The 25,735-nt window shown below is 70.6% G+C and carries 29 protein-coding genes; 9 read left to right on the forward strand and 20 right to left on the reverse strand.

The genetic code is table 11. The annotated features are described in order from the left end of the window. The first annotated feature begins 84 nt into the window (after positions 1 to 84). Entirely contained in the window at positions 85 to 2,235 is a 2,151-nt protein-coding gene (locus DEJ04_RS02220) for an acyl-CoA dehydrogenase (protein ID WP_111046100.1), read from the forward strand. A gap of 89 nt (positions 2,236 to 2,324) precedes the next feature. On the opposite strand, the gene csrA is transcribed toward DEJ04_RS02220, so the two are convergent. From csrA to DEJ04_RS02285, 13 genes are all read right to left on the reverse strand, one after another. After that, a complete protein-coding gene (csrA, locus tag DEJ04_RS02225) occupies positions 2,325 to 2,603 on the reverse strand; it encodes a carbon storage regulator CsrA (RefSeq protein ID WP_111046102.1) in 279 nt (92 codons plus the stop codon). 4 nt (positions 2,604 to 2,607) lie between these two features. After that, positions 2,608 to 3,573, reverse strand: coding sequence for a hypothetical protein (locus DEJ04_RS02230; RefSeq protein WP_146248623.1), 966 nt, complete (start codon positions 3,571 to 3,573; stop codon positions 2,608 to 2,610). Beyond that, positions 3,548 to 5,602, reverse strand: a complete 2,055-nt coding sequence (locus DEJ04_RS02235; RefSeq protein ID WP_111046106.1) for a flagellar biosynthesis protein FlhA — start codon at positions 5,600 to 5,602, stop codon at positions 3,548 to 3,550. The genes DEJ04_RS02230 and DEJ04_RS02235 overlap by 26 nt, the downstream gene beginning before the upstream one ends. After that, on the reverse strand, positions 5,599 to 6,792 hold the full coding sequence (locus DEJ04_RS02240) for a flagellar biosynthesis protein FlhB (RefSeq protein WP_111046108.1): 1,194 nt from the start codon (positions 6,790 to 6,792) through the stop codon (positions 5,599 to 5,601). Before DEJ04_RS02240 ends, DEJ04_RS02235 begins: the two co-directional genes overlap by 4 nt. A 4-nt stretch (positions 6,793 to 6,796) precedes the next feature. Next, a complete protein-coding gene (locus DEJ04_RS02245) occupies positions 6,797 to 7,555 on the reverse strand; it encodes a flagellar biosynthetic protein FliR (RefSeq protein WP_071403902.1) in 759 nt (252 codons plus the stop codon). Next, positions 7,555 to 7,830: a flagellar biosynthetic protein FliQ gene (locus DEJ04_RS02250; protein ID WP_027465541.1), complete on the reverse strand. Its 276-nt coding sequence runs from the start codon at positions 7,828 to 7,830 to the stop codon at positions 7,555 to 7,557. The genes DEJ04_RS02245 and DEJ04_RS02250 overlap by 1 nt, the downstream gene beginning before the upstream one ends. A gap of 9 nt (positions 7,831 to 7,839) precedes the next feature. Next, the gene (gene fliP / locus DEJ04_RS02255; protein WP_027465540.1) at positions 7,840 to 8,676 is read right to left on the reverse strand and encodes a flagellar type III secretion system pore protein FliP; all 837 of its coding nucleotides are present in this window, start codon (positions 8,674 to 8,676) and stop codon (positions 7,840 to 7,842) included. Further along, positions 8,673 to 9,233 (reverse strand): flagellar biosynthetic protein FliO, encoded by a 561-nt coding sequence (locus DEJ04_RS02260; RefSeq protein ID WP_111046110.1) that lies wholly within the window; start codon positions 9,231 to 9,233, stop codon positions 8,673 to 8,675. The genes fliP and DEJ04_RS02260 overlap by 4 nt, the downstream gene beginning before the upstream one ends. Before the next feature lie 7 nt (positions 9,234 to 9,240). After that, positions 9,241 to 9,945, reverse strand: coding sequence for a flagellar motor switch protein FliN (fliN, locus tag DEJ04_RS02265; protein WP_111022848.1), 705 nt, complete (start codon positions 9,943 to 9,945; stop codon positions 9,241 to 9,243). Further along, positions 9,945 to 10,823: a flagellar motor switch protein FliM gene (locus tag DEJ04_RS02270; RefSeq protein WP_084740413.1), complete on the reverse strand. Its 879-nt coding sequence runs from the start codon at positions 10,821 to 10,823 to the stop codon at positions 9,945 to 9,947. The genes fliN and DEJ04_RS02270 overlap by 1 nt, the downstream gene beginning before the upstream one ends. A 144-nt stretch (positions 10,824 to 10,967) precedes the next feature. Then, positions 10,968 to 11,897, reverse strand: a complete 930-nt coding sequence (locus DEJ04_RS02275) for a flagellar motor protein MotB (RefSeq protein ID WP_111046112.1) — start codon at positions 11,895 to 11,897, stop codon at positions 10,968 to 10,970. Positions 11,898 to 11,899: 2 nt separating this feature from the next. Then, the gene (locus DEJ04_RS02280) at positions 11,900 to 12,724 is read right to left on the reverse strand and encodes a motility protein A (RefSeq protein ID WP_071244627.1); all 825 of its coding nucleotides are present in this window, start codon (positions 12,722 to 12,724) and stop codon (positions 11,900 to 11,902) included. A 1-nt stretch (position 12,725) separates the two neighbouring features. Continuing rightward, positions 12,726 to 13,022 carry a flagellar FlbD family protein gene (locus DEJ04_RS02285; RefSeq protein WP_027465534.1) on the reverse strand — a complete coding sequence of 99 codons (297 nt, stop codon included), beginning with the start codon at positions 13,020 to 13,022 and terminating at the stop codon, positions 12,726 to 12,728. Between the two features lie 241 nt (positions 13,023 to 13,263). Between DEJ04_RS02285 and DEJ04_RS02290 the strand changes: the two genes are divergently transcribed. The 5 genes from DEJ04_RS02290 (at position 13,264) to DEJ04_RS02310 (ending at position 17,025) form a co-directional block, all read left to right on the forward strand. Continuing rightward, positions 13,264 to 14,103 (forward strand): DUF4397 domain-containing protein, encoded by an 840-nt coding sequence (locus tag DEJ04_RS02290; RefSeq protein WP_071403907.1) that lies wholly within the window; start codon positions 13,264 to 13,266, stop codon positions 14,101 to 14,103. A gap of 14 nt (positions 14,104 to 14,117) precedes the next feature. Further along, positions 14,118 to 14,750, forward strand: coding sequence for a class F sortase (locus tag DEJ04_RS02295; RefSeq protein WP_181437706.1), 633 nt, complete (start codon positions 14,118 to 14,120; stop codon positions 14,748 to 14,750). 68 nt (positions 14,751 to 14,818) lie between these two features. Beyond that, the gene (locus DEJ04_RS02300) at positions 14,819 to 15,364 is read left to right on the forward strand and encodes an RNA polymerase sigma factor (protein ID WP_071244624.1); all 546 of its coding nucleotides are present in this window, start codon (positions 14,819 to 14,821) and stop codon (positions 15,362 to 15,364) included. Then, positions 15,361 to 16,158: an anti-sigma factor gene (locus DEJ04_RS02305; RefSeq protein ID WP_111046115.1), complete on the forward strand. Its 798-nt coding sequence runs from the start codon at positions 15,361 to 15,363 to the stop codon at positions 16,156 to 16,158. Before DEJ04_RS02300 ends, DEJ04_RS02305 begins: the two co-directional genes overlap by 4 nt. Positions 16,159 to 16,161: 3 nt before the next feature. Next, complete coding sequence (locus DEJ04_RS02310) at positions 16,162 to 17,025, forward strand: DUF4238 domain-containing protein (protein ID WP_111046116.1); 864 nt, start codon at positions 16,162 to 16,164, stop codon at positions 17,023 to 17,025. 77 nt (positions 17,026 to 17,102) lie between these two features. Here DEJ04_RS02310 and DEJ04_RS02315 read toward each other — a convergent pair whose 3' ends face one another. From DEJ04_RS02315 to DEJ04_RS02330, 4 genes are all read right to left on the reverse strand, one after another. Then, complete coding sequence (locus DEJ04_RS02315) at positions 17,103 to 17,978, reverse strand: NAD(P)H-binding protein (protein WP_111046117.1); 876 nt, start codon at positions 17,976 to 17,978, stop codon at positions 17,103 to 17,105. Between the two features lie 89 nt (positions 17,979 to 18,067). Then, positions 18,068 to 18,895 carry an SDR family NAD(P)-dependent oxidoreductase gene (locus DEJ04_RS02320; RefSeq protein WP_111046118.1) on the reverse strand — a complete coding sequence of 276 codons (828 nt, stop codon included), beginning with the start codon at positions 18,893 to 18,895 and terminating at the stop codon, positions 18,068 to 18,070. A 62-nt stretch (positions 18,896 to 18,957) separates the two neighbouring features. After that, the gene (locus DEJ04_RS02325; RefSeq protein ID WP_111046119.1) at positions 18,958 to 19,515 is read right to left on the reverse strand and encodes a CGNR zinc finger domain-containing protein; all 558 of its coding nucleotides are present in this window, start codon (positions 19,513 to 19,515) and stop codon (positions 18,958 to 18,960) included. Next, entirely contained in the window at positions 19,515 to 20,363 is an 849-nt protein-coding gene (locus DEJ04_RS02330) for an MBL fold metallo-hydrolase (protein WP_111046120.1), read from the reverse strand. The genes DEJ04_RS02325 and DEJ04_RS02330 overlap by 1 nt, the downstream gene beginning before the upstream one ends. A 299-nt stretch (positions 20,364 to 20,662) precedes the next feature. Here DEJ04_RS02330 and DEJ04_RS02335 point away from each other — a divergent pair, with 299 nt between their 5' ends. Beyond that, positions 20,663 to 21,190: a thioesterase family protein gene (locus tag DEJ04_RS02335; protein WP_111046121.1), complete on the forward strand. Its 528-nt coding sequence runs from the start codon at positions 20,663 to 20,665 to the stop codon at positions 21,188 to 21,190. A 45-nt stretch (positions 21,191 to 21,235) separates the two neighbouring features. On the opposite strand, the gene DEJ04_RS02340 is transcribed toward DEJ04_RS02335, so the two are convergent. Beyond that, positions 21,236 to 21,628 carry a helix-turn-helix domain-containing protein gene (locus DEJ04_RS02340; protein WP_083404110.1) on the reverse strand — a complete coding sequence of 131 codons (393 nt, stop codon included), beginning with the start codon at positions 21,626 to 21,628 and terminating at the stop codon, positions 21,236 to 21,238. A gap of 91 nt (positions 21,629 to 21,719) precedes the next feature. Here DEJ04_RS02340 and DEJ04_RS02345 point away from each other — a divergent pair, with 91 nt between their 5' ends. Continuing rightward, a complete protein-coding gene (locus DEJ04_RS02345; protein WP_111046122.1) occupies positions 21,720 to 22,580 on the forward strand; it encodes an SDR family oxidoreductase in 861 nt (286 codons plus the stop codon). A 44-nt stretch (positions 22,581 to 22,624) separates the two neighbouring features. Next, on the forward strand, positions 22,625 to 23,578 hold the full coding sequence (locus DEJ04_RS02350) for a nuclear transport factor 2 family protein (protein ID WP_111046123.1): 954 nt from the start codon (positions 22,625 to 22,627) through the stop codon (positions 23,576 to 23,578). A gap of 270 nt (positions 23,579 to 23,848) precedes the next feature. Here DEJ04_RS02350 and DEJ04_RS02355 read toward each other — a convergent pair whose 3' ends face one another. After that, on the reverse strand, positions 23,849 to 24,469 hold the full coding sequence (locus tag DEJ04_RS02355) for a response regulator transcription factor (RefSeq protein WP_111046124.1): 621 nt from the start codon (positions 24,467 to 24,469) through the stop codon (positions 23,849 to 23,851). Further along, complete coding sequence (locus DEJ04_RS02360) at positions 24,466 to 25,644, reverse strand: sensor histidine kinase (protein ID WP_111046125.1); 1,179 nt, start codon at positions 25,642 to 25,644, stop codon at positions 24,466 to 24,468. Before DEJ04_RS02360 ends, DEJ04_RS02355 begins: the two co-directional genes overlap by 4 nt. Positions 25,645 to 25,735 lie beyond the last annotated feature (91 nt).

Below are 25,735 nucleotides of genomic sequence, written 5' to 3' on the forward strand. Positions count from 1 at the left end.
CGCACGGCGTTCCCGCCACTGTCGGCACCGGTGTCTAGCGTGGACGGTGCAACACGGACACCGCAGTTCAGGAGGACTCCGCCCATGGTCGACACCGCACCCGCCCAGCGCACCACCCCCGCCAGTGGCAGCGACACCGCGCCGGACGTCGACGCGAAGAACGCCGCGCAGCACGCCGCGCCGAACGCGGACGCCGCCGGCGACCCGGCAGCGGGCACCCCGACCGCCGGGACGGACACCGACGTCCGCATCGACGTCGAGCTGGTGCAGGAGCTCCTGCTCGGACGCTGGGCCGAGGACCGCCGGATCTCCCGCCGCCTGGCGCTCAACCCCGCGATGCAGAAGATCGAGGGCCAGCCGATCCCCGAGCACCGGGCACGCGTGCTCGAGCAGCTCCGGACCCTGGTCGACGCCGGGGCGATCCAGCGTCCCTACCCCACCGAGTTCGGCGGCCAGGACAACCACGGCGGCAACCTGGCGGCGTTCGAGGAGCTCGTCGTCGCCGACCCGTCGATGCAGATCAAGGCCGGGGTGCAGTGGGGACTGTTCGGGTCAGCCGTGCACCACCTGGGCACCGAGGCGAACCACCGCGAGTTCCTGCCGGGCATCGTCTCGTTCGAGGTCCCCGGCTGCTTCGCGATGACCGAGACCGGCCACGGCTCGGACGTCCAGAGCATCGCCACGACGGCGACGTACGACCCCGCGACCGAGGAGTTCGAGATCCACACGCCGTTCCGCGGTGCGTGGAAGGACTACATCGGCAACGCGGCCCTGCACGGACACGCCGCCGTCGTGTTCGCGAAGCTCGTGACCGCCGGTGTCGACCACGGCGTGCACGCGTTCTACGTCCCGCTCCGCGACACCGACGGGGCGTTCCTGCCCGGCGTCAGTGGTGAGGACGACGGCCCCAAGGGCGGACTGAACGGCATCGACAACGGCCGGCTCGCGTTCGACCACGTCCGGGTCCCCCGCACCAACCTGCTGAACCGCTACGGCGACGTCGCCGCGGACGGCACCTACTCGTCACCGATCGCCTCGCCCGGCCGCCGGTTCTTCACGATGCTCGGCACCCTGGTGCAGGGCCGGGTGTCGCTCGACGGCGCCGCGGTCGTCGCGCAGAAGATCGCGCTGCAGATCGCCCTGACCTACGCGATGCAGCGCCGCCAGTTCCCCACCGGTGACGGCACCGAGGGCGTGCTGCTCGACTACGGCCGGCACCAGCGCCGGCTCATCCCGCGCCTGGCGACGGTGTTCGCGCAGTCGTTCGCGCACGAGAAGCTCCTGCGCACCTTCGACGACGTCTTCAGCGGTCGTGAAGACACCCCGGAGCGCCGGGAGGACCTGGAGACCCAGGCCGCAGCGTTCAAGTCGATGTCGACCTGGTCGGCGCTCGACACCCTGCAGGAGGCCCGCGAGGCCTGCGGCGGTGCCGGGTTCCTCGCCGAGAACCGTCTGACCGGGCTCCGCGCCGACCTCGACGTCTACGTGACGTTCGAGGGCGACAACACCGTGCTGCTGCAGCTCGTCGGCAAGCGCCTGCTCACCGAGTTCCGTGCGAAGGCCCCGAAGGACCCGGCGTCCACCGCGAAGTTCGTGGCCGCCGTCGCGGCGTCGAAGCTGGCCGACGCGTCCGGCATCCGCCGCCTCGGCCAGACCGTCGCCGACCGCGGCTCCCTGGCCGCCAGCGTCGCCGACCTGCAGGACCCCCGCACGCAGCGCGAGCTGCTCGCCGGTCGGGTCGACACCATGGTCGCCGAGATCGGCATGCGCCTGGCATCGGCCGGCAAGGACCGAGCCCGCGCCGCCCGACTGCTGAACCGCTCGCAGCACGAGCTCATCGAGGCGTCGAAGGCGCACGCCGAGCTCATGCAGTGGGACGCCTTCACCGAGGCGCTCGACGAGGTCACCGAGGGCGACACACGCCGTGTGCTCGTCTGGCTGCGCGACCTGTTCGCGCTCGGCCTGCTCGAGCAGCACCTGGACTGGTACCTGCTGCACGGCCGACTGTCGGCGCAGCGAGCCCGCGCGGTGTCGGCGTACATCGACCGGCTCGTCGCCCGGGTCCGGCCCATCGTGCCGCAGCTGATCGAGACCTTCGGCTACGAGCCCGGTCACGTCCGGGCGCCGATCGCGCTCGGTGCCGAGCAGGCCCGACAGGACGAGGCCCGTGCCTGGTTCGCCGCCGAGGTCGCCGCCGGCCGCCTGCCCGAACAGGAGAAGAAGCCCCGTCCGTGACGGACGTGCAGCCTCGCCCGTCACGCGCATGCAGCCGCCCGTGATCGACGAGCAGACACGCCCGTGACGGGCGCGGCTGCGTCGGACGGCTAGGAGTCGGTCGGTCCCGACGGAGTCGAGCCGCCCGCGGCAGCCCCGCCACGCGCTCCGAGCGCCGCGCGCAGCTGCGCCTCGGCGTCGTCACCGGCAGCGGCGGCCTCGGCGTTCGCCTCGGCGACCGCACGCACGACCTCTTCGCGCTGGATCTTCACCCCGCGCGGGGCGTCGATGCCGATCCGGACGCCGTCGCCCCGGGAGTCGAGCACCGTGATGACGATGTCGTCGCCGACGAGGATCCGCTCGCCGACCTTCCGCGTGAGTACCAGCACCCGTTCAGCCTAGCGACACGACGGGGAGCCCCAGCAGGTCCACCGATCCGGGCGTGGCGGTCTCCCCCGCACCGATCGCCACGACACCGACCACCGGCAGTCGCGAGGCCACCGAGGACACCATCGCGGCCGAGTCCGCCGGCTTCCGCCCGACGTCGACCACGACCCACACCTGGTCGGCCTCCAGCGCGTCGCCGGTCGCCCGGTCGTCCCACGCGGCGACGGCGAGCACCGCGTGACCGTCGCGGACGCCGTCGGCCCGCGCCAGGATCGCGGCACGGCGGTCGGCGGCGTCCGTCGGGCGGAGCGCGTGCCGCACCGCGAAGAGCCCGGCGGCCGCGTCGACGTCGTTCGGCCGCCCGACCAGGAGCACCAGGTCACCGTCCGCGGACCGCACAGCGGGCGCGGTGGACCGGGCCACCGGAGCAGGCGAGGGCGCGTCGAGGACGCGGGACGAGCCTCCCGACCGGGTCTCGACGACCGGCTGCGCGACGGCCACCGCCTGCGTGTCGACCACCGTCTGCGCGTCGGCGGCGGCCTGGAGGCGCGGGTCGACCCCGGCGGGCACGTCCGGCTCGGCCGGCGCGCGCGTCGGGCGCGGGTCGCGCGGCGTGATCCCGTCCGCCTGGAACCCGTCGAGCACCGACGCGAAGGCATCGGCCCGCGTCGTCGCGGTGCCGTCGGTGCCGGCGATGCGGGCCTCGGCCGCCTCGGCGTCGGCGAGCAGCGCGGCGATGCCGACGCGCTGCACGGGCGAGTCGGCGATGACGACCCGGGCGGTGGGCTGGTCCCCCGGTTCCGGCACCTCGACGGTGGCCTCGACGTGCGCCTTGCGGAACAGTCCGCCGAAGCCCGGCGTGGTCACGCGTTCGGCCGCGACGATCCGCGCACCCGCGCCGAACTCGGTCCGGACCGCGTCGCGGACGGACTCGAGCGTGGCGCCGCTACGCTGCAATCGGGTCGGCGGCACGGACCACTCCCACGGTCTCGATGGTGGAGCCCGCCGCGGTGGCCTCCTGGTACGACAGCACCGGGAGCCCGTTCGACTGGGCGGCGACCATGCGGTGCACGGCCGGGCGGAGCTGCGGGGCGCAGACCAGGACGGCCGAGAGCCCCTGGTCCTCCACGGAGCGCACGGCGTCGCGGACGGAGCCCAGGACCTGCTCGATGCGGTGCGCGTCGAGCACGATCTGGCTGCCCTGCTCGGACGGCCGGAGCCCCTCGAGCATCGACTGCTCGAGCATCGGGTCGATCATGATGACGCGCAGGGTGCCGGCGTCGGTGTGCCGGGCGGCGAGGGCCGGGCCGAGGGCCGCACGGGCGGACTCGACGAGCCCCTCGGGGTCGGTCGACACCTTGGCGCGGAGCGTGAGGGCCTCGCAGATCCGGCCGAGGTCGTTGATCGGCACGCGCTCGGCGAGCAGGCCCTGCAGCACCCGCTGCAGCTCGGCCATCGAGAGCATGCCGGGGACGAGCTCCTCGACCGCGGCGGGGTTGACCTGCTTGACGCCCTCGGTCAGGACCTTGACGTCCTCGCGGGTGAGCAGGCGCGCGGCGTTGTCGCCGATGACCGCCTGCAGGTGGGTGACGAGCACGGAGACCCGGTCGATCACGGTCGCGCCGGTCATCTCGGCGGCGTGCCGGAGCTCGGCGGGCACCCACTTGCCGGTCAGGCCGAACACCGGCTCGATGGTCGAGGTGCCGGGCAGGCCGTCCAGGTGGTCGCCGAGCGCCAGGACGCTGCGGGCGGGCGCGGTGCCCCGGCCCGCCTCGACGCCGGCGATCCGGATGGCGTAGGTCGACGGCGGCAGGTCGATCGAGTCGCGGGTGCGGACCGGCGGGACGACGATGCCCATGTCGATCGCGATCTTGCGGCGGAGCGCACGCACCCGGCCGAGCAGGTCGTCCGAGGCGCCGGACACCATGTCGACCAGGTCGGGGGCGAGCAGGATCTCGAGGGCGTGCACGCGCATCTGCTCGAGCAGGTCCTCCGGGGTGTCGCCCGTCGGTGCCGCGGCTGCGAGTGCCTGCTGCTGGGCGGCGTCGGCCTCGGCCCGGGCGGCGTTCCGGCCGATGCGCCAGCCCGTGAAGAGCAGGGTCGCGCCGACGAGCAGGAAGGGCAGGATCGGCATGCCGGGGATGAAGCCCATCGCGATCGCGGCGACACCGGCGATCATCAGGGCGTTCCGCGACTGCGACAGCTGGGTCGCGGCCGATGACCCCATCTCGGACTCGGCGCCGGACCGGGTGACGATCATGCCCGTCGACACCGCCATGAGCAGAGCCGGGATCTGCGTGACCAGGCCGTCACCGATCGTCAGGATGCCGTACTTCGACAGTGCGTCGGTGACGGACAGTCCGTTCTGCAGCATGCCGATCGCGATGCCGCCGATCAGGTTGATGATGATGATCAGGATGCCGGCGATCGCGTCGCCCTTGACGAACTTCGACGCACCGTCCATCGCGCCGTAGAAGTCGGCCTCGGCGGACACCGCGGCGCGGCGCTCCTTGGCTTCCTGATCGGTGATGAGCCCGGCGTTCAGGTCGGCGTCGATCGCCATCTGCTTGCCCGGCATCGCGTCGAGGGTGAAGCGTGCCCCGACCTCGGCGACGCGCTCGGCACCCTTCGTCACCACGACGAACTGGATGACGATGAGGATGAGGAAGATGACCGCGCCGATGATGATCGACCCGGAGACGGCGACGTGGCCGAACGCCTGGATGACGTCACCGGCGAAGCCCTCGCCGAGCACCAGCCGGGTGGACGCCACGTTGAGGCCGAGGCGGAACAGCGTCGCGACGAGCAGCAGGGACGGGAACACCGAGAAGTCGAGCGGCTTCTTCACGAACAGCGTCGTGAGCAGGATCACCAGCGCCAGCAGGATGTTGATGATGATCAGGAAGTCGAGCAGGAACGACGGCACCGGCAGGATCAGCAGCAGGATGATGCCGACGATGAACACCGGGACGACGAGCTTCGGCAGGTCCTTGCGGTTCATGCGGGGAGTCCTTCGGTCTGGTTCTCTGCGGTGCGCGGTGTGCGGAGCCTGCGGGGGCGGAGGTCCCCGGTCAGGGTGGCGGGGTCGATGACGCTCGCGACCTCGTCCGGGGTGGTCGGCCGTGGCGGCGCGTGCGTGCCGGCAGCGGTGCCACGGGCCTTGAGCGCCATCACGAAGGACAGGACGCGGGCCACGGGCGTGTACAGGTCGACGGGGATCTCGTGCCCGAGCTCGCACGCGGCGTGCAGGGCCCGGGTGAGCGGGACGTCGCGGACGATCGGCACGCGCTCGTCCTCGGCACGGGCGCGGATCACGTCGGCGACCGGGCCGGCCCCCTTCGCCACCACCCGGGGCGCGGACTTCCCCGGCTCGTACTTGATCGCGACGGCGTAGTGGGTCGGGTTCGTCATCACGACGTCCGCGGTGCCGATGGCCTGGATCATCCGGTTGCGGCTCATCGCGAGCTGACGGGAGCGTCGCTGCGACTTCACCAGCGGGTCGCCGTCGCTCCGCTTGTTCTCGTCCTTGACCTCGCGTTTGGTCATCATCGTGCGCTTCCGGTTGCGGCGGATCACCACGAACACGTCGAGGGCTGCGAGGACGAGCCCGGCGACGATCGCGGCGCGCAGCAGGGTGCCGGACCCGGCGGCGGCGGCCTCGAGCACGGCCGACAGCGGCAGCGAGCCGCTCGTCATCAGGACCGGCATGAGCCCCTGCACCGCGAACCAGAGGACGAGCCCGACGACGGCGGTCTTGAGCAGCGCCTTCGCCCCGTTCCAGAGCGCCTGGGTGCCGAACACGCGCTTCAGTCCGGCGATCGGATCGAAGTGGTCGGGCTGCGGCGTCATCTTGCGGAAGTGCACCCCGCCCTGGGTGACGGCGGCGGCGAGCACCGCGACCGCGACGACCGCGAGCATCGGGCCGAGGGTCGCACCCATCGAACCGAGGGCGTCGGCGAGCAGGGCCTGCACGGCACCGAGCTCGGGGTCCTCGATGGCCCGCTGCACGGCGAGGAGCTGGTCCTGTCCGGCGGCCGCGGCGTTGCCGATCGCGGCCGGGATCATGAGCGCCGCGACGGCGATCCCGATCCACGCGCCGAGGTCCTGCGAGCGACCGATCTGGCCCTTCTCGTGGACCTCGCGCATCCGCTGCTGGGTTGCCTGTTCGGAACGTTCTCCGCTGTCGGACACGTCGTCACCCCCGTCCCGTGATCGCCTCGACGGCGTCGCCGGTCAGCGACGACACCACCGAGGGCAGGGCCATGAAGAGCGCGCCGGCGAACAGGACGGTCAGGCCGATCTTGATCGGGAAGCCCATCTGGAACGCGTTGAGCGCCGGTGCCACGCGGGTCAGCAGCCCGAGGCCGACGTCGGCCAGGAACAGCACGACGACGAGCGGTCCGGCGATCTGCAGGGTGGCGAGGAACATCTGCGACATCGCCGTCACGAGCATCGACGCGAGCCCGTCGACCGCGAAGGTACCGGTGAGCGGCACGGCGTCGAACGACCGCACCAGACCACCGACGATGAGCTGGTAGCCGCCCGAGGTGAAGAGCAGCGCGAGCGCGGTCATCTGGAACAGGCGGGTGAACTGGGCGCCGTTGACCTGGGACTGCGGGTCGAACGCCTGCGCGAGCGTGAACCCGCCGAACAGGTCGATGAGCGCACCCGCGGACTGCACGGCGGCGAACACCAGGAACACCAGGAACCCGAGGGACAGCCCGACGACGAGCTGGGTGAGCAGGGCGAGCAGGAACGGCCCCGTGTCGAGCGACTCGTAGCCGACGGCGACGCGCGGGGCGACGCCGATGGCGAGCCCCAGCCCGAGGATCACCTTGACCGTGCCGGGGAACGCCCGGTACGAGAACGGCGGCGCGATGACGAAGAACGCGACGAGCCGGACGCCGGCGAGCATGGTCGCCTCCAGACGGTCGGCGTCGATGCTGAGCTCCATCAACCGGCCCCGAGCAGCTTCGGGATCATGTCGAAGGCGACGTGCGTGAACGCGATCATCTCCGAGATCATCCAGTTGCCGCAGACCACCAGGGCGATCGCGACGGCGACGGCCTTCGGCACGAACGAGAGCGTGACCTCCTGGATCTGCGTCACCGACTGGAACAGCGAGATCGCGAAGCCGACGACGAGCGAGGTGATGAGCACCGGGGCGGCGAGCTTGCCGGACACCAGGAGCGCCTGGAGCACGAGGTCGATGACTGCCTGCTGGTTCATGCGTGCCCCCTAGACAACGTGGTAGCTCTCGATGAGCGACGTGATGATGAGGCCCCAGCCGTCGACCAGCACGAAGAGCAGGATCTTGAACGGCAGCGAGATCATGACCGGCGGGAGCATCATCATGCCCATCGACATCAGGGCCGCGGAGACGACGAGGTCGATCACCAGGAACGGGATGAAGATGACGAACCCGATGATGAACGCGCTCCGGAGCTCCGAGATGATGAACGCCGGGATCACCGTCGTCATCGGCACGTCCGCCATCGACTTCGGGTTGTCGAGCCCGGCGGCGCGGGTGATCAGGGCGACGTCCTCGTCACGGGTCTGGTGGAGCATGAAGGTCCGCAGGGGCTTCGTGCCGATCTCGACGGCCTGGTTGAAGTCGAGGTGCCCGGCCAGGTAGGGCTGCAGGGCGTCGTCGTTGATGTGCCCGAGCACCGGTGCCATCACGAACAGCGACAGGAACAGTGCCAGTCCGGCGATCACCTGGTTCGGCGGGATGGACTGCAGCCCGAGCGCGTTCCGGGTCATCGCGAGCACGACGAAGATCTTCGTGAACGACGTCATCATGAGCATCAGCGCGGGTGCGACGCTCAGCAGCGTGATGCCGATGAGCGTCACCACGGCCGACGACGGGGTGCCGTCGGGGCCGTTCACGCTGACGCTGAAGTCACCGGTCGCGGGGGCGGTCGGGGTCGCCGGGGCGGTGGGTTCGACGACACCGGCGGCGTGCGCACCGGTCGTCGTGAGCATCAGGAACCCGGCCACGACCGCCAGGCCGAGCAGGACGAGGGCGACGAGTCGACCCGACCGTGCCAGCCGGTGCGGCCCTGCCGCGGTCACCCGGCCCGCCGGTTCCGCAGCGCGGCGGCGGCCTGGCGCCAGGTGTCGACCGACAGGATCGAGCCCTGCAGCTGCTGCGCGCTCGGCACGGCGCGCTGCGGGCGACGGTTGCGCGGGCGCATCGGCAGCGGCGCGATGGCGCTGGTCGCGTCGGTCGTGCGGGTCACGTCGTCCGTGTCTGCCGGGAGGCCCGTGGTGGCGTCCGACTGCTGCGCGAGTTCCCGACCGAACGCGTCGGCCGACGGGGCGGGACGCACGGGCAGCGCCACCGGTCCGGTCACGATGGTGAGTTCCGGCGCGGGCGCCTGCCCGCTGGTGAGCAGGTTGACCCCGTGCTCGGACACGCCGAGCACGAGCCGCTCCCCCTCGACGTCGACCACGACGACGCTCGCCTTGCCGCCGATGCCCTGCCGGCCGACGACCTCGACGGTCGCGGCACGACGGCCCGACGGCTTGCCCGAGAAGCGCTTGCGGCTCGCGCGGTGCAGCACCCACATGAGGGCGAGCACGACGCCGAGCGAGAGCGCGACGCGGAGGGTGACGACGAGGGTGTCCACGCGCGGGTCAGACCGTTTCGGCGACGTCGAGGATGCGGGTGATCCGGACCGCGTAGTCCTGGTCGACGACGACGACCTCGCCGTGCGCGATGAGGCGGCCGTTCAGCAGGACGTCGGCGGGGGCACCGGCACTGCGGTCGAGCTCGACGACGGCGCCGGGCTCCATGCCGAGCACGTCGCGGACCGACATCCGGGTGCGGCCGATCTCGACCGTCAGGGTCATCTCGACATTGTTGATCCGCCCGAGGTTGCCGGCGGGCAGGTTCGCCACGACGGGCGCCGACACCGTGCCGTTCTCGCGGATCCGGATGCCGAACCACCCCGCGGGCAGGCCACCGGCGGTCAGTTCGAACACGACGGTGTCCGGGTCGGCCAGCAGCGACGCGGCCGACTCGCGGTTGGCCTCGCCGAGCACCCCGACGCCGAGGACCCCGGCCGCGGCCTCGAGCGACGGACGCAGGACGTCCGTGACGGCCACGATGCCGTGGTCGGTGCCTCCGGCGGCCGTGATCGACTCGAGGTCGGTGAGCACGAGCGCCAGATCGGCCGACAGGCCGCCGACGAACGAGGCGACCACGGCGTCCGTCGCCGCGTCGAGCACGACCGGTGTCGCGCCTCCAGGCAGGAGCACCGCGGTCAAGGGGGCGGCCGTCGGGAGCTGCGCCGCGAGCGACTCGGCCGCTGCGGTGTGGAGGGTGGTCGTTTCGGTCATCAGTGCTGCTCCGTGCTCGTGGTGGTGACGACGATGCCGGCGAGGCGCGAGCCGTTCGCGCCGACCGCGGCGGTGCCGACGGGTTCGCCGTCGACCGCGATGGTGAGGGGCCGGTGCTGCGGGTGCGGCAGCGGCAGGACGTCGCCGACGGCGAGCCGCAGGACCTGCGTCGGCAGGACCGCGGCCGGGGCGAAGCGCAGGCTGACGCCCACGGGCACGCTCTCGAGCTGCGCGTCGAGCAGGGCTCGGGCGTCGGCGGGCGACACGTGTGCGGCGGCCTCGCCGAGCTGCGGCAGGACGGCCTCGGCCGGCAGGGCCAGCGTGCCGGGGGCGATGCGGTCGCCGACCCGGATCGAGAACGAGGCGACGATCATCAGGTCGCCCTTCTGCGCGGCCTGGGCGAACTGGCTGTTGAACTGGAACCCGCCGACCGTGACGTCCTGCGCGAGCAGCCCGCCGAACGAGTAGCGGAGGTCGTCGAGGGCGTCCTCGACGATCTTGCGGACCAGGGCCTGCTCGATGGGCGTGAAGGTGCGGTCCGGCGTCGGCAGCGGCTTCGACGCGCCCAGCGCGTGCGACACCCACGTCAGGGCGGCGTCGAGCGGGACCTGCAGCACGCCCTTCGGGGTCAGGCCGGTGATCGGCAGCAGCACCATGCCGGTGAGCGCGGGCAGCGACGCGGCGTACTCGTCGTACGTCGTCATCTCCACCTGCTCGCAGGTGACCTGGCTGACCGCGCGGACCTTCGCCGTCAGCTGCGTGCCCCACTGGCGCGCGAACGTCTCGAAGGCGAGCTCGAGGACCCGGGCGTGCTCACGGGCCAGCGTCGACGGGCGCGCGAAGTCGTACACCTCGGGCGCTGGCAGGGTCTCGGTCACGGGTGCGTCTATCGGTCACCTGTGGGGCACCCGTCAGTGCTGTACCCCGTAGTGGGGCGGTGGCGGCAGCGCTCGTGCGCTCCGCGCGCTGCGTGTCCCAGCCCTTGCTGCGCTCCGTGTCCCAGCCCTGCTGCGCTGCGTGTCTCAGCCCTGCTGTGCTCCGTCCTGCGCCTTGGCCAGCGCTGGCATGAGGGCGCTGACGTCCTGGTCGGCGTTCGACAGGACCACGATGTCGACCCGCCGGTTCAGGGCGAGGTCCTGCTCGGTGCCGCCCTTCGCCAGCGGTCGGCTCGACCCGAACCCGACGCTCTGCACGTGGTCGCCGGGCATCCCGCCCCGCTCGACCAGGTCGCGCAGGACCCCGGTCGCCCGTGCTGCGCTGAGCTCCCAGTTGGTGGCGTACGGCGCGGTCGAGTTCCGCTGGTCGGCGTGCCCCTCGACGCTGACGTCGTGGGCGGAGGTCTTCAGCACCGGCGCGATGGCGTCCATGATCGACCGCGCCTGGTCGGACAGGTCCGCGCTGTTCGTGCCGAAGTACGTCTCGCTGCCGATCAACCGGACGATCAGGCCGCGGGCGTCCACGGTGAACTGGACGTTCTCGGTCTGGCCCGCCTTCGCCAGGTTGCGCTGGATCGCACGCTCGAGCTTCGTCAGGTCGTCGAGCTCGCGCTTCGCCTCGGCGAGGTCCTGCTTGCTCGCCGTGGTCGGCACCACCGTCGACGCGGGGTCGACGTTGGTGTCCTTCGTGCCCGATGACGCGGTCGAGTGGTCGGCCTGGGACTTGTCCGTCGAGTAGCCGGAGCCGTCCTCGACCTGGTCCTTCGTCACGACGGTGCCGCTCGCGGTGTCGATCTTCTGCGAGTCGACCTCGCCGAAACCGGTGGCGAGCGACTGCTTCAGCTGGATGTACTTCTCCTGGTCGACGGTGGACATCGCGAAGAGCACGAGGAACATGCACATCAGCACCGTGATCATGTCCATGTACGACGCCATCCAGCGCTCGTCGGGGTGCTCGGCCTCGTCGTGGGACTTCTTCGCGCGACCGCGGCCGCGGCCCCGGGGGTTGGCGCTCACGGTCAGGCCGCCAGCTGCTGGTCGTCGGCCGCGTCGGCCTTCTTGCCGGCCTTGCCGGCCTTGCCGCCCGTGTCGGCGCGGGCGGCGGGCGGGACCATGGCCTTCAGCCGCTCGCCGAGCAGACGGGGCTGGCTGCCGGCCTGCACCGCGAGCAGCCCCTCCATCAGGAGCGTCTGACGGTCCGACTCGAGCTGGGCGAGCTTGCGCAGCTTGCCGCCGATCGGCAGCCACATGAAGTTCGCGGTCAGCAGGCCCCACAGGGTGGCGACGAACGCGCTGGCGATCAGCGGTCCGAGCTCGTCCGGCTTGCCGAGGTTCGCGAGCACGTGGGTCAGCGAGACCACGGTGCCGATGATGCCGACGGTCGGGGCGAAGCCGCCGAGGCCCATGAAGAACGCGCTCGCGCTCCGGGTCGGGGCCGCGTTCGACTCGATCTCGTCCTCGAGCAGGATCCGCAGCTCGTCGCCGTCGGTGCCGTCCGCGATGTTCTGCAGCGCCTTCTTCATGAACGGGTCGTCGTGCTTGTCGGCCTCCTGCTCGAGCGCGAGCAGGCCGTTGGCGCGGGCGGTCTCGGCGAGCCCGACGACGTCATCGATGACCGATGCCGGCGGGGTAACCTTGCCGGTGAACGCCTTCGGCACGGCCTTGAAGCTGGCGATCGCGTCCTTCAGCGTGGTGCTCGCGATGCCGCAGCCGATGGTTGCGCCGAACACGAGCAGCATCGGGGCGGGCAGGAAGAGTCCACCGAGCTCGACGTGCTCCATCTGGACCATGCCGAACAGGGCGCCGAAGGCGAGCAGGATGCCGACGATCGTTGCGATGTCCACGTCAGCGACCCCCGTCCAGCGCGCGACCGTGCTGCGTGGAGCGGAGTGCGGCGACCGGGGCGAGCGTCGGCTGCGGGCCGGTGTTCGTGCGGGGGGCCTGGTCGGTGCCGTAGGCCATGCCGACGATGCGTGCGCGGTACGCGGCGATCAGGTCGATGACGTCGGCCATCGACTCCCGCACGATGTACTTCGCGCCGTCGACCATGATGAGCGTCGTGTCCGGCGTCTCCTGGATGCGCTCCACGAGATCGGGGTTCACAGCGAATCCGCTGCCGTTCAGTCGTGTGACGACGATCATGGCCCGTCCTGGTTCTCGATCGTCCCGCCGCCGTCCGTGGGGCGGGATGCGGGCCCGTCCGTGGGCCTGCACGGAGGACTATCGGCGGGTGCGACGGGTGCGTTAGCGACGCGTTCTGGCCGTCTCAGGTGATCCCCAGGAAATCGCTGCATCCGATCGGGGTGCTCCGGCGGTAGTGGGAGTACGACGTCGAGGACGACGTCGTCCGCACCGGCCCGGACAGGCCCGAAGGAGACACGTCATGCGCAAGACACTCGCCACCGGCCTCAGCGCCGGTGTCCTGTTCGCCGCCGCTGCGGCCGTACTGCCCGCGACCGCTGCGACCGCCGCCACCGGCGAGGCGACGCTCTCGGTCCTCCATGCCGTCCCCGACGTCACCGTCGACGTGTACCTCGACGGCGAACGTGCCATCGACGACTTCACCCCGGGCACCCTCGCCGGCCCGATGATGGTGCCGGCCGGTGCTCACCAGCTCGCGATCACCGCCTCGGATGCCACCGACGCGTCGAAGCCGATCATCGGCCCGGCGGACGTCTCGTTCGACGCCGGCGGCAACTACACCGCCGTCGCCCACGACGCCACGGACGGGTCACCCACCGCCACGGTGTTCACCAACGACACCTCGGCCGTCGCGGCCGGCCAGGGACGTCTGGTCGTCCGGCACGTCGCCGCCGCACCGGCCGTCGACGTCCTCGCCGGCGGGAAGGCCGTCGTGTCGAACCTGTCGAACCCCGACGAGCAGGCACTCGAGCTGCCGGCCGGCACCGTGTCAGCGACCGTCGCCGCCACCGGGACCACCGACCCCGTGATCGGCCCGGCGGACGTCGCGGTCACCGCGGGCTCGTCGACCATCGTCTACGCCTGGGGCAGCCTGGACGACGACAACCTCGCCCTCGCCACGCAGACGATCGCGGACCTCGGCGGCACGCCGAACGGCGTCCCCGCCGGGAACGCCGGTCTCGTGGCCACGAACGACCAGGACCCCCTGCCCCTGGTCGGCGCAGCGGCGGCCGCACTGGCCGCCGCTGCCGCGATCGGGGCCGTGGTGCTCCGCCGCCGGCACGCAGCGACCCGCCGCTGAACGTGCCACGCCCCGTGCGGTCCGCCACGGTGACGCTCGTCGTCGCCGTGGCGGCCGCCGCCCTGACCGGGTGCTCGTCGGCCGGGACCACCCCCGGCGGGCAGCCGTCCGTCCTGCCGACCACCACCCCCACACCGGTCCCGTCGGCGTTCTCGACCGAGGTCCCGCAGCAGGCCGCCACGATCCCCCCGGTCCGGGACGCCCCCGCCCCCACCACCATCACGGTCGACCACGCCGGCATCCGCGCGCCGATCCGCCCCGAGGGGGTCGACGAGGACGGCGCCATGGCGCTCCCGCCCGACCCGGCCACCGCAGGCTGGTACCGGTTCGGTGCCGCACCGTCGTCCACCGAGGGCACCGTCGTCATCGCGGCCCACGTCGACGCGGTCGGCTACGGCATCGGCCCGTTCTCCCGGCTCGGCGACGCCCCGACCGGCACCCGGGTCACCCTGACCGACGCGGACGGTGCCGAGACCGCGTGGCGGATCGACTCCGTCAGCATGCTCGAGAAGCAGGGACTCCCCTGGGGCGAGGTGTTCCGTGACGACGGACCACGACGGCTCGTCCTGGTGACCTGCGGCGGGACGTTCGACGCAGCCACCGGACACTACGAGAGCAACCTCATCGTCACCGCGGTCCCGGCCTGACCGTGGCGACGATCCGCCCCCTACGATCGGATCGTGGTCGACGACGACCGCGCCAGCGACAGGAAGACGTGACGACCATCCTCCCGGACGACAGCGAGCTCTCGGACGCGTTCCGCGCCGGGGGCGAGCACGCCCTGCGAGCCGTCTACGAACGGTGGTCGTCGCTCGTGTACTCGCTGGCCCTGCGCGCCCTGGCCGACCCGGCCGCCGCGGAGGACGTCACGCAGCAGGTCTTCGTGAAGGCCTGGCAGCGCAGCACGAGCTACGACCCCGGCCGCGCCCCGCTCGGCGCGTGGCTGGTCGGCATCACCCGGAACTGCATCGCCGACGCGCAGAACGAGCGTCGCCGGCACGCCAGCGCCGCCGACCCGGACGTGGTCGAGGAGACCACCCCGGCGCCGGAACCGGCCTTCGACCTGGCCGAACGCGCCCTGGTCGCCGGCGAGCTCGAGCGGCTCGACGAGGTCCCACGGCGCGTGATGCGACTGGCGTTCTACGACGACCTCAGCCATCGTGAGATCGCCGAACGGCTCGAACTGCCGCTGGGCACCGTCAAGAGCCACATCCACCGAAGTCTGGCTCGGCTCCGAACACGTCTGGAGGTGATCGAATGAAGCACGTCGACGACGAAACGCTGGCGATGCTCGCGGTCTCCGACCAGGTCGCCGCGGACGACGTCGCCGAGCACCTGGCGTCCTGCGACCGGTGCCGCGACGAGGTCGCCGCGCTGCAGCGGGTCGCCGCGGTGACCCGGGCGTCCGAGGACGTCACGCTGGCCGCGCCCCCGGAGCACGTGTGGGACCGGATCGCCGCCGAGATCGCCCGGACGCCGCAGCAGGCTGCGGCGCCGGCGGCCGACCCCGGACGAGCGGCCGAACGCGCGTCCGCCGCCACGACGTCCGACGCGCAGCACCACGCCGTGGCACGCCGACCCCGATCCCGTCCGCGTCGTCGCCGTGCCTTGGCGCTGGTGATCGCCGGCGTCGGTGTCCTCGCCGTCGTCCTCGGCATCGGTGTGGCGTCGGGGGTCGTCCCCGGACTCCCCCGCGGCGACACCGAGACCGTCCTGGCGAACACCGAGCTCGCCGCGCTGCCCGGTTGGTCGGGGACGACCGGCCGCGCCGAACTCGAACGTGACCAGGACGGCCGGGTGACCCTGCTCGTCGACCTGCACGGAGAGCGCGGTCGCTCCGGCACCGGTCCGCTGCGCGAGGTCTGGATGATGCGGTCGGACCTCGGTGGACTGGTGAGCGTCGGCTACCTCGACGGCGACCAGGGCCGCTTCACGGTGCCCGACGGCGTCGACACCGCGGAGTTCCCCGTGGTGGACGTCTCGGCCGAGGCCGACGACGGTGATCCGGCGCACTCCGGTGACTCGATCGTCCGGGGCACCCTGACCGATCCCTGAGCAGTGCGGGGCACTGGTGTCCGCGAGCGGGACAACGGTGCGCGCGGCCACGCGGAATCGTACGGGTGGGACTGCTCAACAGACGGCGTTGATTGGTGCCCCGCCTGTCGTGCAGCGCAGGCAGAAGGCCGATGGCCACTTGACGTCGCAGATCGCACTGCCTTGGGGTACTTCATCGCGTTGCAAGCAACCCGGACACAGGTGAACCGAAGAACGGCAGACTCGCTCGCTGCTTTCGCCGCACGGCTTGAGATTGGCTTCGGGGGACGAGATCGGTTCAAGGCTCGGCTCGAGCACGACGGAAGGACCGTCCCCGAGGAGAAAGTGCAACAGCTGTGGGATGAAGCAATGCGCCCCGAGGGGCCGCCCGTACAAGTCAGTCATGGGGAGTTCGCCGAACAGATGCTGAAGACCGCCGACGGCCTTCTGAAATACCTGATCGGACGACCTTGGACGCTGGTCCGATTCGATCGCAGGTCGCTAGTCACCTCCGACTCCCCGGTGAGCTTGGTCGCACAGCCCGACGCTGACGAGTGGGAAGGGGTCGGATACATGACCGCTTGGGGCATCGCGATGCCCTTGACTCGGAAGCTTGGACTCATCATGGGAGACCCGACGCCGTTCCAAGGCCTGGTCCCCGTCGAGGAGGTGCACCAGGGCCTGCGAGACACACTCGTCCCTGTAGGCACGACCGCCTACGAGCGCTTCTTCAACGAGCACACGATCGGCCACGCAAGCCGATGGCTCTACTGCCACCCCAGCGATGAGCACCGCATCCCGGACGACCTACCCGAGCCCCATCTCGTGAACATGCGCATCCAGAACGACCCTTGGGAGTTCAACGGCGAACCGAACGGTGTTGTCTAACCGCTCGCCGATGCCGAGCACGCCGCGAATCCGGCCCACGCGGACCGTCTCGATAGCCGATCGGCTACCGGACGAGATCAGCGGAAGAGCTCGGCGTTTTCCGCGACCCAGTCCGGGATCGAGCGGGCAGGCCGGCCCAGCAGATCTTCCACAGTGGACGTCTTTTCGGTGCTGGCGCCAGACGCAAGGGCTTCGACGTCGATGCTCACGAGGAGGCCCACGACCATCTCCGGCAGTCCGAGTGACAGCAGCAGGGCTCGCTGTTCGTCAGGGGTTCGGTGCGTGTAGGTCACGGTGCGCCCGATTGCTTCCGAGATGAGCTCTGCAATGGCGTCCATGTTCAGTCCGTCGGGTCCGGTGAGGTGGTAGGCCCTGCGGACCGAGCCGCTCGCTGCACCGCTCAGGATCAGGCGTGTCGCGACGTCTCCGACGTCGCGCACGTCGATGAGGTTCGCGGGAAGCGTGCCGGCAGCGCCTCCCCACAGGTCGCTCTTGATGAGTCCGGCCTGACCTCCGATGACGGCGCTGAAGGTCATGGGGCGCAGCACGCTGTAACCGATGTCGACCGCGCCGAGATGGCCCTCCACCTGCAGATGCCAGTCGATTGGGTGCATGCGGGAGGGCCAGCTCCACGAGCTGACCTTGACGACGTGTTCGACCCCGGCGCGAGCGGCCGCGTCGATGAGGGCGATTTCCTGGTGGGCTTGGTCGTCGGAGCTGCCGAGGCTGATGACCAGCACGTCGGCGCCGTTGACAGCGGACGCGATCGACTCCGGGTTCGCGTGGTCGATGTGGACGCTCGTGGTCTGGGTGCCAGCGTTTTGCGCTGCGGGTGTCCGGCTGAGTGCACGTACCGCGGTGCCGGCAGCGGAGAGCCCGTCGGTGATCACCCTGCCGACACGCCCCGTCGCGCCTGCGATGGCAACGAGCCCCGGTCCTGATACTTCGGTCATGTCGATGTCTGCCTTCTCTTGGTGACTGCGGCTCGGGCGGGCGCTTCGCGCTCCTGGGCGCCAGGGATGAGCGGTGGTCGAGGTGCGGTTCAGCCGTTCGCTCGGACGGAGAACTCCTTCGAGGACTCCCACTCCGCCAGTCGGGCGGCGTAGACCTGGGGGACGACAACGGTGGGTGCGGCGCCGAAGAAGACGCGGAGCGGCGGGGTCGGGTTGTCGACGAGCTCCAACATGGCTGCGCCGACGGCCTCGGGCTTGCCCAGCCACTCGACCGGTCGGTTGCTTTCGGCCGCCTCGGCTGCGCGGTGGGCGTCCTCGTACGCCGAGTTCGGGGTGGCGTTGACAGCGCTCGACCCTGCCCAGTCGGTGCCGTACTGCCCCGGTTCGACCAGGGTGACGTTGATCCCGAACGGGGCTACTTCCTGGGCGAGGGCGTCCGAGAGGCCCTCGAGTGCCCACTTGGAGGCGTTGTACCCGCCGAGGCCGGGGAACGCGATGACCCCGCCGATGGTGGAGATCTGCACGATGTGGCCGCTTCCCTGAGCGCGCAGGACGGGCAGCGCCGCCCGCGTGACGTTGAACGCGCCGAAGAAGTTGACGTCGAACTGCTGGCGGAGTTCGGTTTCGCTGAGTTCCTCGACCATCCCGAACAGGCCGTACCCGGCGTTGTTCACGACGACGTCGAGCGTGCCGAAGCGTTCGGCCGCCGCATCGACCGCCGCGTGGACGGCGGCGGCGTCGGTGACGTCGAGTGCGATGGCGAAGAGGCGGTCGCCGTGGGTGGCGGCGAGGTCGTTGAGTGCGGCGAGGTCCCGAGCGGTCGCTGCGACGCGGTCGCCGCGTTCGAGGGCGGCAACCGTGAACTGCCGGCCGAAGCCGCGGCCGGCGCCAGTGATGAACCAGGTCTTGGAGGTCATGCGTTTGTTCCGATCTGCTGTGTCTGCGGAGTTGTGTTGCGGGGTGTCAAGTTGGAGCGGACTCAACTGGTTGACGAGTTCGTGTCGGTTCGGCTGATGGTCCTGTCTCGGTGTGCACGGACGCGGGCCGCGTTGCCGCAGCGGGCCGACGAGTGCCACTTGGCGGCCCCGTTCTTGGACTGATCGAAGAACGCGACCTGGCAGTCCGGGTTCGCGCACAACTTGAGCCGCGAGAGCGCACCCGTGGCGCGCCCTTCGAGCAGCGCGACTGCGACCTTCGCCTCGATGAAGTCACCGCCGTCGTGCGGCACGGTGATGCCGTCGTCGTCGAGGCGCAGGCGGAGGGCGAGATCCACTGGCTGATGGAGTTCCGCGGGCCCGTCACCGAGCAGTCGCCTGAGGGCTGTCCGTAGGCGACGCAGGCGTTCGAGGGAGTCAACGTCGACGCCGGCCCCGGTGCCGGTGCCGATCGACGCCAGCCAGGTCGTTGCGCTGTCGGTGGATCCCAGGAGGTCAGCCCCGGGGCCGACGCTGACGGTGTTGACGAGGTCCTGCAGGAGCGCGAGGTCACCCGGTGCGGGGTTCGCCTCGTACCGGGTCGTCGCGGTGCCCTCGAGCATCAAGCCGCTCCCCCCAGGAGGGTGAGACCACCGAACCAGACAGGGCTGAGATTGAGGTGGTGAGGGTAGCGGGTGGTCATCTCCTGCAGGAACCGCTCCGGGGTGACACCGTCATGGAGCAGCGCCATGACGTCGCGCAGGTACATCCGGGTTTCGGCGATGGTTTCGGGGCTGTCCGCCAGTGCCCGGTTCTTGTGGCCTGCCACGACGTGATGGGCTCCGAGTGCTTCGATGACGTCGAGCGCTGCGAGCCAGTGCTCGAAGCCGCCACCAGGCCCCTCCAGGAGGTACTGGTGCACCCCGTTGTAGACGCTGTCGCCAGCGACGACGAGGTCCAAGTCCGGGACGTGGAGCACTGTGGTGCCGTCGGTGTCGGTGTGTCCGACCTCGATGGGGAGCAGCCGATGACCTTCGAGGTCGAACCCGTCGGGGCCAACCTCTTCCGCGATGACAGGTGCCTCCGGGATCAGCCCCGGGAAGATCTGGTCCCACAGCTGTTCGCGGCCCGCTGTCGCCTCCTGGTGCATCATCGCGATCGTCTGCTTCGTCGCGACCACCGTCGCCGACGGGAACCGCTCCACCAGGGCGTGTCCACCGAACCAATGGTCACCGTGGCCGTGGGTTGCGTAGATGGACGTCAGTGTCTTGCCGGACGCTTCGACCCAATCACCGACCGCCTTGATCTGCTCGTGGGTGAACGGTGCGTCAACGAGCACCGCGTGCTCCGCCCCGGAGATCAGGACCGTGCTGCCTGGGTTCCACACCAGAGGGCGGCCGTCAGGCAGCCGTGCGTCACCAGCCCACTCCGGTCCGTCGGTCACGAGAACGTCGTAGCTCAATTCACTCATGCGACTCACTGTAACGTACAAAACGGTTTTGCTCGTTACAGAACCTCAAGGAGTTCGATGCTGCCGTTCGGTTCGGTTCGGCTCGGCTCGGCACGCACCCGCCCGCGCACCCCCATCGGTCAGGCTGATCGCGGGGCTGCCACAACAGGCCTCACTCACTGAGCATGCCCTCATCGAGCAGGACCCACTTTTCGACATTGGGTCGTATGGCGTGATGCGACCGCAGGACCGCGGCCATGCGACCGCGGGCGCTTCGGAACCGAGCGCCGTCAAGACACGACTCGCCGGCGAGGAGCCCCGTGAACCTGTACTTCCGACTTCTTCTGGTGCTCTTCGGACAGCGCTTCCGACGAGGCCTCAACATCCACGAGACCGACACCACCATCTTCCGCGTGACCGTCGGGGACCTCGATGTGTACGGCCACATGAACAACGGCCGCTACCTCACGATCATGGATCTCGGCAGACTGCGGTGGCTCCGACGCACCGGGATCTTCGGTCGCACCCGGGCCAGAGGTTGGGCAGCGGTCGTGGCGCAGCAAACGGTGACCTACCGGAGGCCCCTCCGAGTCGGCCAGCGCTTCGAACTCCGCACGAGGTACCTCGGTTCCGACGATCACGGCAGCTACACCGAGCAGACCTTCGTTCGACGCGGAAACCTGCACGCGCACGCCGTCGTGCGGACGAAGTTCTTGACGCGACACGACGGCCCCGTCGTGACCGACGATCTCCGCGCTCTCCTCGACGGGGACGATCTCGTTGTGCCCGACTGGGTCGCTGACTGGTCCGCTTCCGCTCGCAGCGCCGCGGCCGATTCGCCGTCGTGAGCCCGGCGGCAGCGTGACACAGATCCCGCTCAGGACCGCGGGGTGTCAGTCGCCGGACGGCCGATCGACGATGGCGTCGGCGTGCTCGACTATCCAGTCCATGAGGGGAACGAGTCGAGCTGCCAGTTCGCTACCGCTGTCGGTGAGCGAGTAGTCCACCCGAGGCGGGATCGTGGGCTGCGCGACCCGGTTCACGATCCCGTCGTGCTCCAGCGTCCGCAGGGTCGAGGCGAGCATCTTCTCGCTGATCCCCTCGATGGTGCGTCGAAGTTCCCCCCAGCGCATGCTGCCCGGCTCGAGCGCGAGGAGCACGAGGACGCCCCACCGACTCGTGACGTGGGTGAGCACGACTCGCGTAGGACACGCCGCTGGGAAGCGCGCGAACGCATCCGGATCCTGCACGGGCGGTGCAGGGGCTTCCACGATTCCGACATCCATGTAAGTACCTTACAAAAAGGTGCGTACCTCCGTACAGGAGAGTTTCCTGCGATGCTGCGATCACCCGCTGAAGATCGCAGAAGGAGACCTCGTGTCCATCATCGTCACCGCCGCTTCCGGCCAGCTCGGCCGCCTCGTCGTCGAAGCTCTCATCGAACGCGGGGCCGACCCCGAGTCGGTCGTCGCGACCTCACGCAACATCACTCGCCTCGCAGACCTCGCGACACTGGGCGTCCGGACCGCCGTGCTCGACTACACCCGTCCGAGCACGATCGCTGACGCCATCGGTGCCGGCGACGTCGTCGTCCTGATCTCGAGCAATGCCGTCGGGCAGCGCGTCGCCCAGCACACCGCGGTGATCGACGCCTCCGCAGCGGCCGGCGCCAGCAGGATCATCTACACGAGCGTCCTGGACGCTGGTCGCTCGGAGTTGATCCTCGCTCCCGAGCACAAGGCCACGGAGGAGGCCATCGCCGCATCCGGCGTCCCCGCCACCATCCTCCGCAACGGTTGGTACACCGAGAACTACGCGACCACGCTCGCCATCGCACGGCAGTCGGGTGTGATCACGGCAAGTGTCGGAGACGGCCGCGTCGCCAGCGCCAGCCGACGCGACTTCGCTGAAGCAGCCGCGGTCGTCGCGCTCGATGACGAGACCGCCGGGCGTGTGTTCGAACTCTCCGGCGATTACGCATGGACCCATGCCGAGCTCGCCGATGCCCTCACCGACGTGATCGGCTCACCGGTGCACTACCAGGCCCTCAGCACGGACGAACACGCTGTCTCCCTCCGGGGAGCGGGGCTCGACGAGGGCACAGTCGCGTTCTTGGTGGCCCTCGACGCGGGCATCCGCGACGGTCTCCTCGCCCACACCAGCGGGGAGCTCAAGGCTCTCATCGGCCGACCGACCACCCCGCTCGCCGAGGGCCTCGCAGCCATCGCGGCGCAGTGACCCGCATCCAGTCCCGTCAACCACACACGAGCAGGAGCACAACCATGACCAACGACCTGATCACGCGCACACGAAGCAGCCGCATCGCCCGCGGCGCGGCGGCCATCGCCGGAGCCGCCCTCCTCACCGGTCTCGTCGTGTCCACGCCGGCAGCGGCCGCTCCCGCAACCCAACCGAAGCCGACCGTGACGGTCGCCGGGAACCGGCAGAACACCAACACCGAACACCGCAACGCCTGCATCGTCCGGACGCTCATCACCCGGACCTTCACCGATCCTGACAGCAGATCCTCCCGGCAGGTCGCGGCACGGTTCGTGTCCCCGAGCGCAGTCACGCACGGCGCAGCAACCACTGCCGGACCGAAGGGTGTCCTTGCCCAGTTCTCGGCGGACCGTACCCGCATCCCTGGTGCTCGAGCAGTGATCAAGCGCACCGCAGCAGACGGCAACCTCGTCGCCGTGCACTGGCAGATCGCACCAGACCCGCGCAACGAACGACGCGGTGATGCCGCCGTCGACCTGTTCCGCGTCCAGCACGGACGGATCGTCGAGCACTGGTCGCTCGAGCAGCCCATCCCGACGGGCACCCCCGCAAGCGGGAACACGAACACCATGTTCAGCGACCTGTACCGGCCGGCACGTCCGACCACCGCGCCGTCGGAACGTCAGGAAGAACGCAACCGCGTCCTCGCGGTGTCGGCGTACAACACACTCTTCCGAGACCACGATGCGTCCGTCCTCGACCGCGCCTTCGACCCCGCGTACTTGCAGCACAACACCGTCGCTCCGAACGGGACAGCAGCCCTCAAGCAACTGTTCGGGAGCGGCGCCCAGTTCCCGGCGCAGCAGTCCGTCATCTCGCTCTCCGACGGTGACATCGTCTGGACCTTCTCCCGCGCGGTCGGGGCGAAGCCCGGCGACCCGCTCCTCGCTGCCGACCTGTTCCGCGTCGACGGTGGCCTCATCCGAGAGCACTGGGATGTCGTCCTCACCAGCTGACCACCGCCCGGGAGGCAGAACCTGCCACCGCGACGAGTTGTCTATGACGACTGCAACCAGTCGGCAAGACGGGGTCTCATCAGCCGATCGCCTACCGGGACAGCGGAGCTAAGGGAGATTCGCTGAGTGCCGTGACGGCCCCCGAAGTGGTCCTCGTTCACGGCTTCTACCACCAGCCGCAGCACATGCAGCCACTCCGGGCAGCTCTCGAAGAGCAGGGCGCGATCGTGCACATTCCTCGCCTGCACCGAGGGTCTCTCATCAGCTCCGTCAGCGCAGGATGCCGAGCGCCCGGGCCTCGGACACCGCGGCGGTCCGGGATCCGACGCCGAGCTTGGAGAACACGTGGACCAGGTGTGACTTCACGGTGGCGTCGGTGATGTGCAGGCGTGCCGCAACATCGACGTTCGAGGCACCCTCGGCGACGAGCCGGAGGACCTCGATCTCGCGAGCGGACAGGCTGACCCGTGGCGCACGCATCCGTGCCATCAGGCGGCTGGCGACCGCCGGTGCGAGGGCGCTCTCACCGGCGGCTGCGGCGCGCACCGCGGCGAGCAGTTCGTCGGGCGGCGTGTCCTTGAGCAGGTACCCGCTGGCCCCCGCTTCGACAGCGCCCAGGATGTCGCCGTCGCTGTCGTAGTTGGTGAGGACGAGGACGTACGGCGCGGCGTCGGTCGACCGGATCTGCCGGGTGGCGTCGGCACCGGTGCGGTCCTGCCCGAACTGCAGGTCCATCAGCACGAGGTCGGGGTCCAGGGACGCTACGAGCGCTGCGGCTTCGTCGGGTGTCGCGGCCTCCCCGACGACGTCGACGTCGACGGCCCCGTCGAGGAGTGCGCGCAGGCCGGCGCGGACGACGGGGTGGTCATCCGCGATGACGAGTCGGATCACGGGCGACCGACCTCCACGGTGGCGGTGATGGTCGTGCCGTTCCCGGGTGCGCTGTCGATGGTGAGACGGCCACCCAGCTGGTCGACACGTTCACCCATCGCGCGGAGCCCGAACGCGTCGGACGTGCCGGAGCCGGTGCCGACACGGTCGGGGTCGAAGCCGGAGCCGTCGTCCTGCACCCGCAGGGACGCGTGCGTCGCGCTGACGTCGAGGGTGATGTCGACGGTCGTGGCGCCGGCGTGCTGGGCGACGTTCGCGAGGGCCCCCTGGGCGATGCGCAGCAGAGCGGTCTGCACGTCCATCGTCAACTCCGACGCTTCGGGTGCGGCCGTCACGGTGATCCCGAGCCCCTCGCGGTGCCACTGGTCGCTGAGGCGGCGCAGTGCCGCGGGGAGACCGGCATCGAGGGACGGCGGTGCGAGCTCCCGGATGAAGCGCCGCGTGTCGGCGAGGCCGTCGGCCGCTGTGGCGCGTGCGAGGCGGATGTGCTCGATGCCCGGCCGGCCGCCGTCGGCTGCTTCGGCGGCGTGGAGGAGCATCTGGATGCTGGAGAGGTCCTGCGCGACGGTGTCGTGGATCTCGCGTGCCAGGCGGGCGCGTTCGGTGAGGACCCCCTGCTGCCGTTCGGTCGCGGCGAGTCGGTCGCGGGTGGCGAGGAGTTCCGCCAGGAGCGCCTCCCGCTCGACGGACTCGCGGGCGAGCGCCCGGTAGCCGAGGCCGATGAGCAACGCGACCCCGGCACCGACGAGGGGCCCGATCACCCCGCCCACGGTGAAGCCGCCGTGCAGGCCCAGGGCGACGACCGCGATCAGGGTCGCTGCGACCACGGCGGCCGGCCCGACGATCCGGGGCAGGACGTGCAGGTAGAGGAAGAACAACGGGAACACCAGGTACGCCGCTTCCGGCACCAGGACGAGCAACGCCACCCACACGGCGGTCAAGGCGGTGATCCAGGCCGCTCCCACCACGGCTCGGCGTGCCTCCGGCGCGGCGGCGACACCGGCGCCGAGCAGGTACAGGACGGCGAACCCGACCACCAGGGCGATCGCCGCCCACATGGTCGGGTCACGGACGACGAGGACCCGGACGACGACGAGTGCCACGAGCGCAGCGAACAGCACGTGCAGTCCGGTGCGGAGCCCGACGAACACGGGCGTGAGGGTGCTGTGTGCCATGTCCGTTGCAGCGTACGGCGGCCACGACCTACCGGACATCAACCAGAAGTCGGACGACAGCAGTCAACCTCCCGGCGATGGCACCGGGACC

The sequence above is a fragment of the Curtobacterium sp. MCLR17_044 genome (genome assembly GCF_003234435.1).
GTDB classification, from domain to species: Bacteria; Actinomycetota; Actinomycetes; order Actinomycetales; family Microbacteriaceae; genus Curtobacterium; species Curtobacterium flaccumfaciens.

Excerpts from the sequence above, each read along its gene's own strand:
- DEJ04_RS02220 (WP_111046100.1), top strand. The coding sequence starts at position 85 with ATGGTCGACACCGCACCCGCCCAGCGCACCACCCCCGCCAGTGGCAGC.
- DEJ04_RS02235 (WP_111046106.1), bottom strand. The coding sequence starts at position 5,602 with ATGAACCGCAAGGACCTGCCGAAGCTCGTCGTCCCGGTGTTCATCGTC.
- DEJ04_RS02245 (WP_071403902.1), bottom strand. The coding sequence starts at position 7,555 with ATGGAGCTCAGCATCGACGCCGACCGTCTGGAGGCGACCATGCTCGCC.
- DEJ04_RS02250 (WP_027465541.1), bottom strand. The coding sequence starts at position 7,830 with ATGAACCAGCAGGCAGTCATCGACCTCGTGCTCCAGGCGCTCCTGGTG.
- fliN (WP_111022848.1), bottom strand. The coding sequence starts at position 9,945 with ATGACCGAAACGACCACCCTCCACACCGCAGCGGCCGAGTCGCTCGCG.
- DEJ04_RS02285 (WP_027465534.1), bottom strand. The coding sequence starts at position 13,022 with ATGATCGTCGTCACACGACTGAACGGCAGCGGATTCGCTGTGAACCCC.
- DEJ04_RS02290 (WP_071403907.1), top strand. The coding sequence starts at position 13,264 with ATGCGCAAGACACTCGCCACCGGCCTCAGCGCCGGTGTCCTGTTCGCC.
- DEJ04_RS02305 (WP_111046115.1), top strand. The coding sequence starts at position 15,361 with ATGAAGCACGTCGACGACGAAACGCTGGCGATGCTCGCGGTCTCCGAC.
- DEJ04_RS02315 (WP_111046117.1), bottom strand. The coding sequence starts at position 17,978 with ATGACCGAAGTATCAGGACCGGGGCTCGTTGCCATCGCAGGCGCGACG.
- DEJ04_RS02320 (WP_111046118.1), bottom strand. The coding sequence starts at position 18,895 with ATGACCTCCAAGACCTGGTTCATCACTGGCGCCGGCCGCGGCTTCGGC.
- DEJ04_RS02325 (WP_111046119.1), bottom strand. The coding sequence starts at position 19,515 with ATGCTCGAGGGCACCGCGACGACCCGGTACGAGGCGAACCCCGCACCG.
- DEJ04_RS02330 (WP_111046120.1), bottom strand. The coding sequence starts at position 20,363 with ATGAGTGAATTGAGCTACGACGTTCTCGTGACCGACGGACCGGAGTGG.
- DEJ04_RS02340 (WP_083404110.1), bottom strand. The coding sequence starts at position 21,628 with ATGGATGTCGGAATCGTGGAAGCCCCTGCACCGCCCGTGCAGGATCCG.
- DEJ04_RS02350 (WP_111046123.1), top strand. The coding sequence starts at position 22,625 with ATGACCAACGACCTGATCACGCGCACACGAAGCAGCCGCATCGCCCGC.
- DEJ04_RS02360 (WP_111046125.1), bottom strand. The coding sequence starts at position 25,644 with ATGGCACACAGCACCCTCACGCCCGTGTTCGTCGGGCTCCGCACCGGA.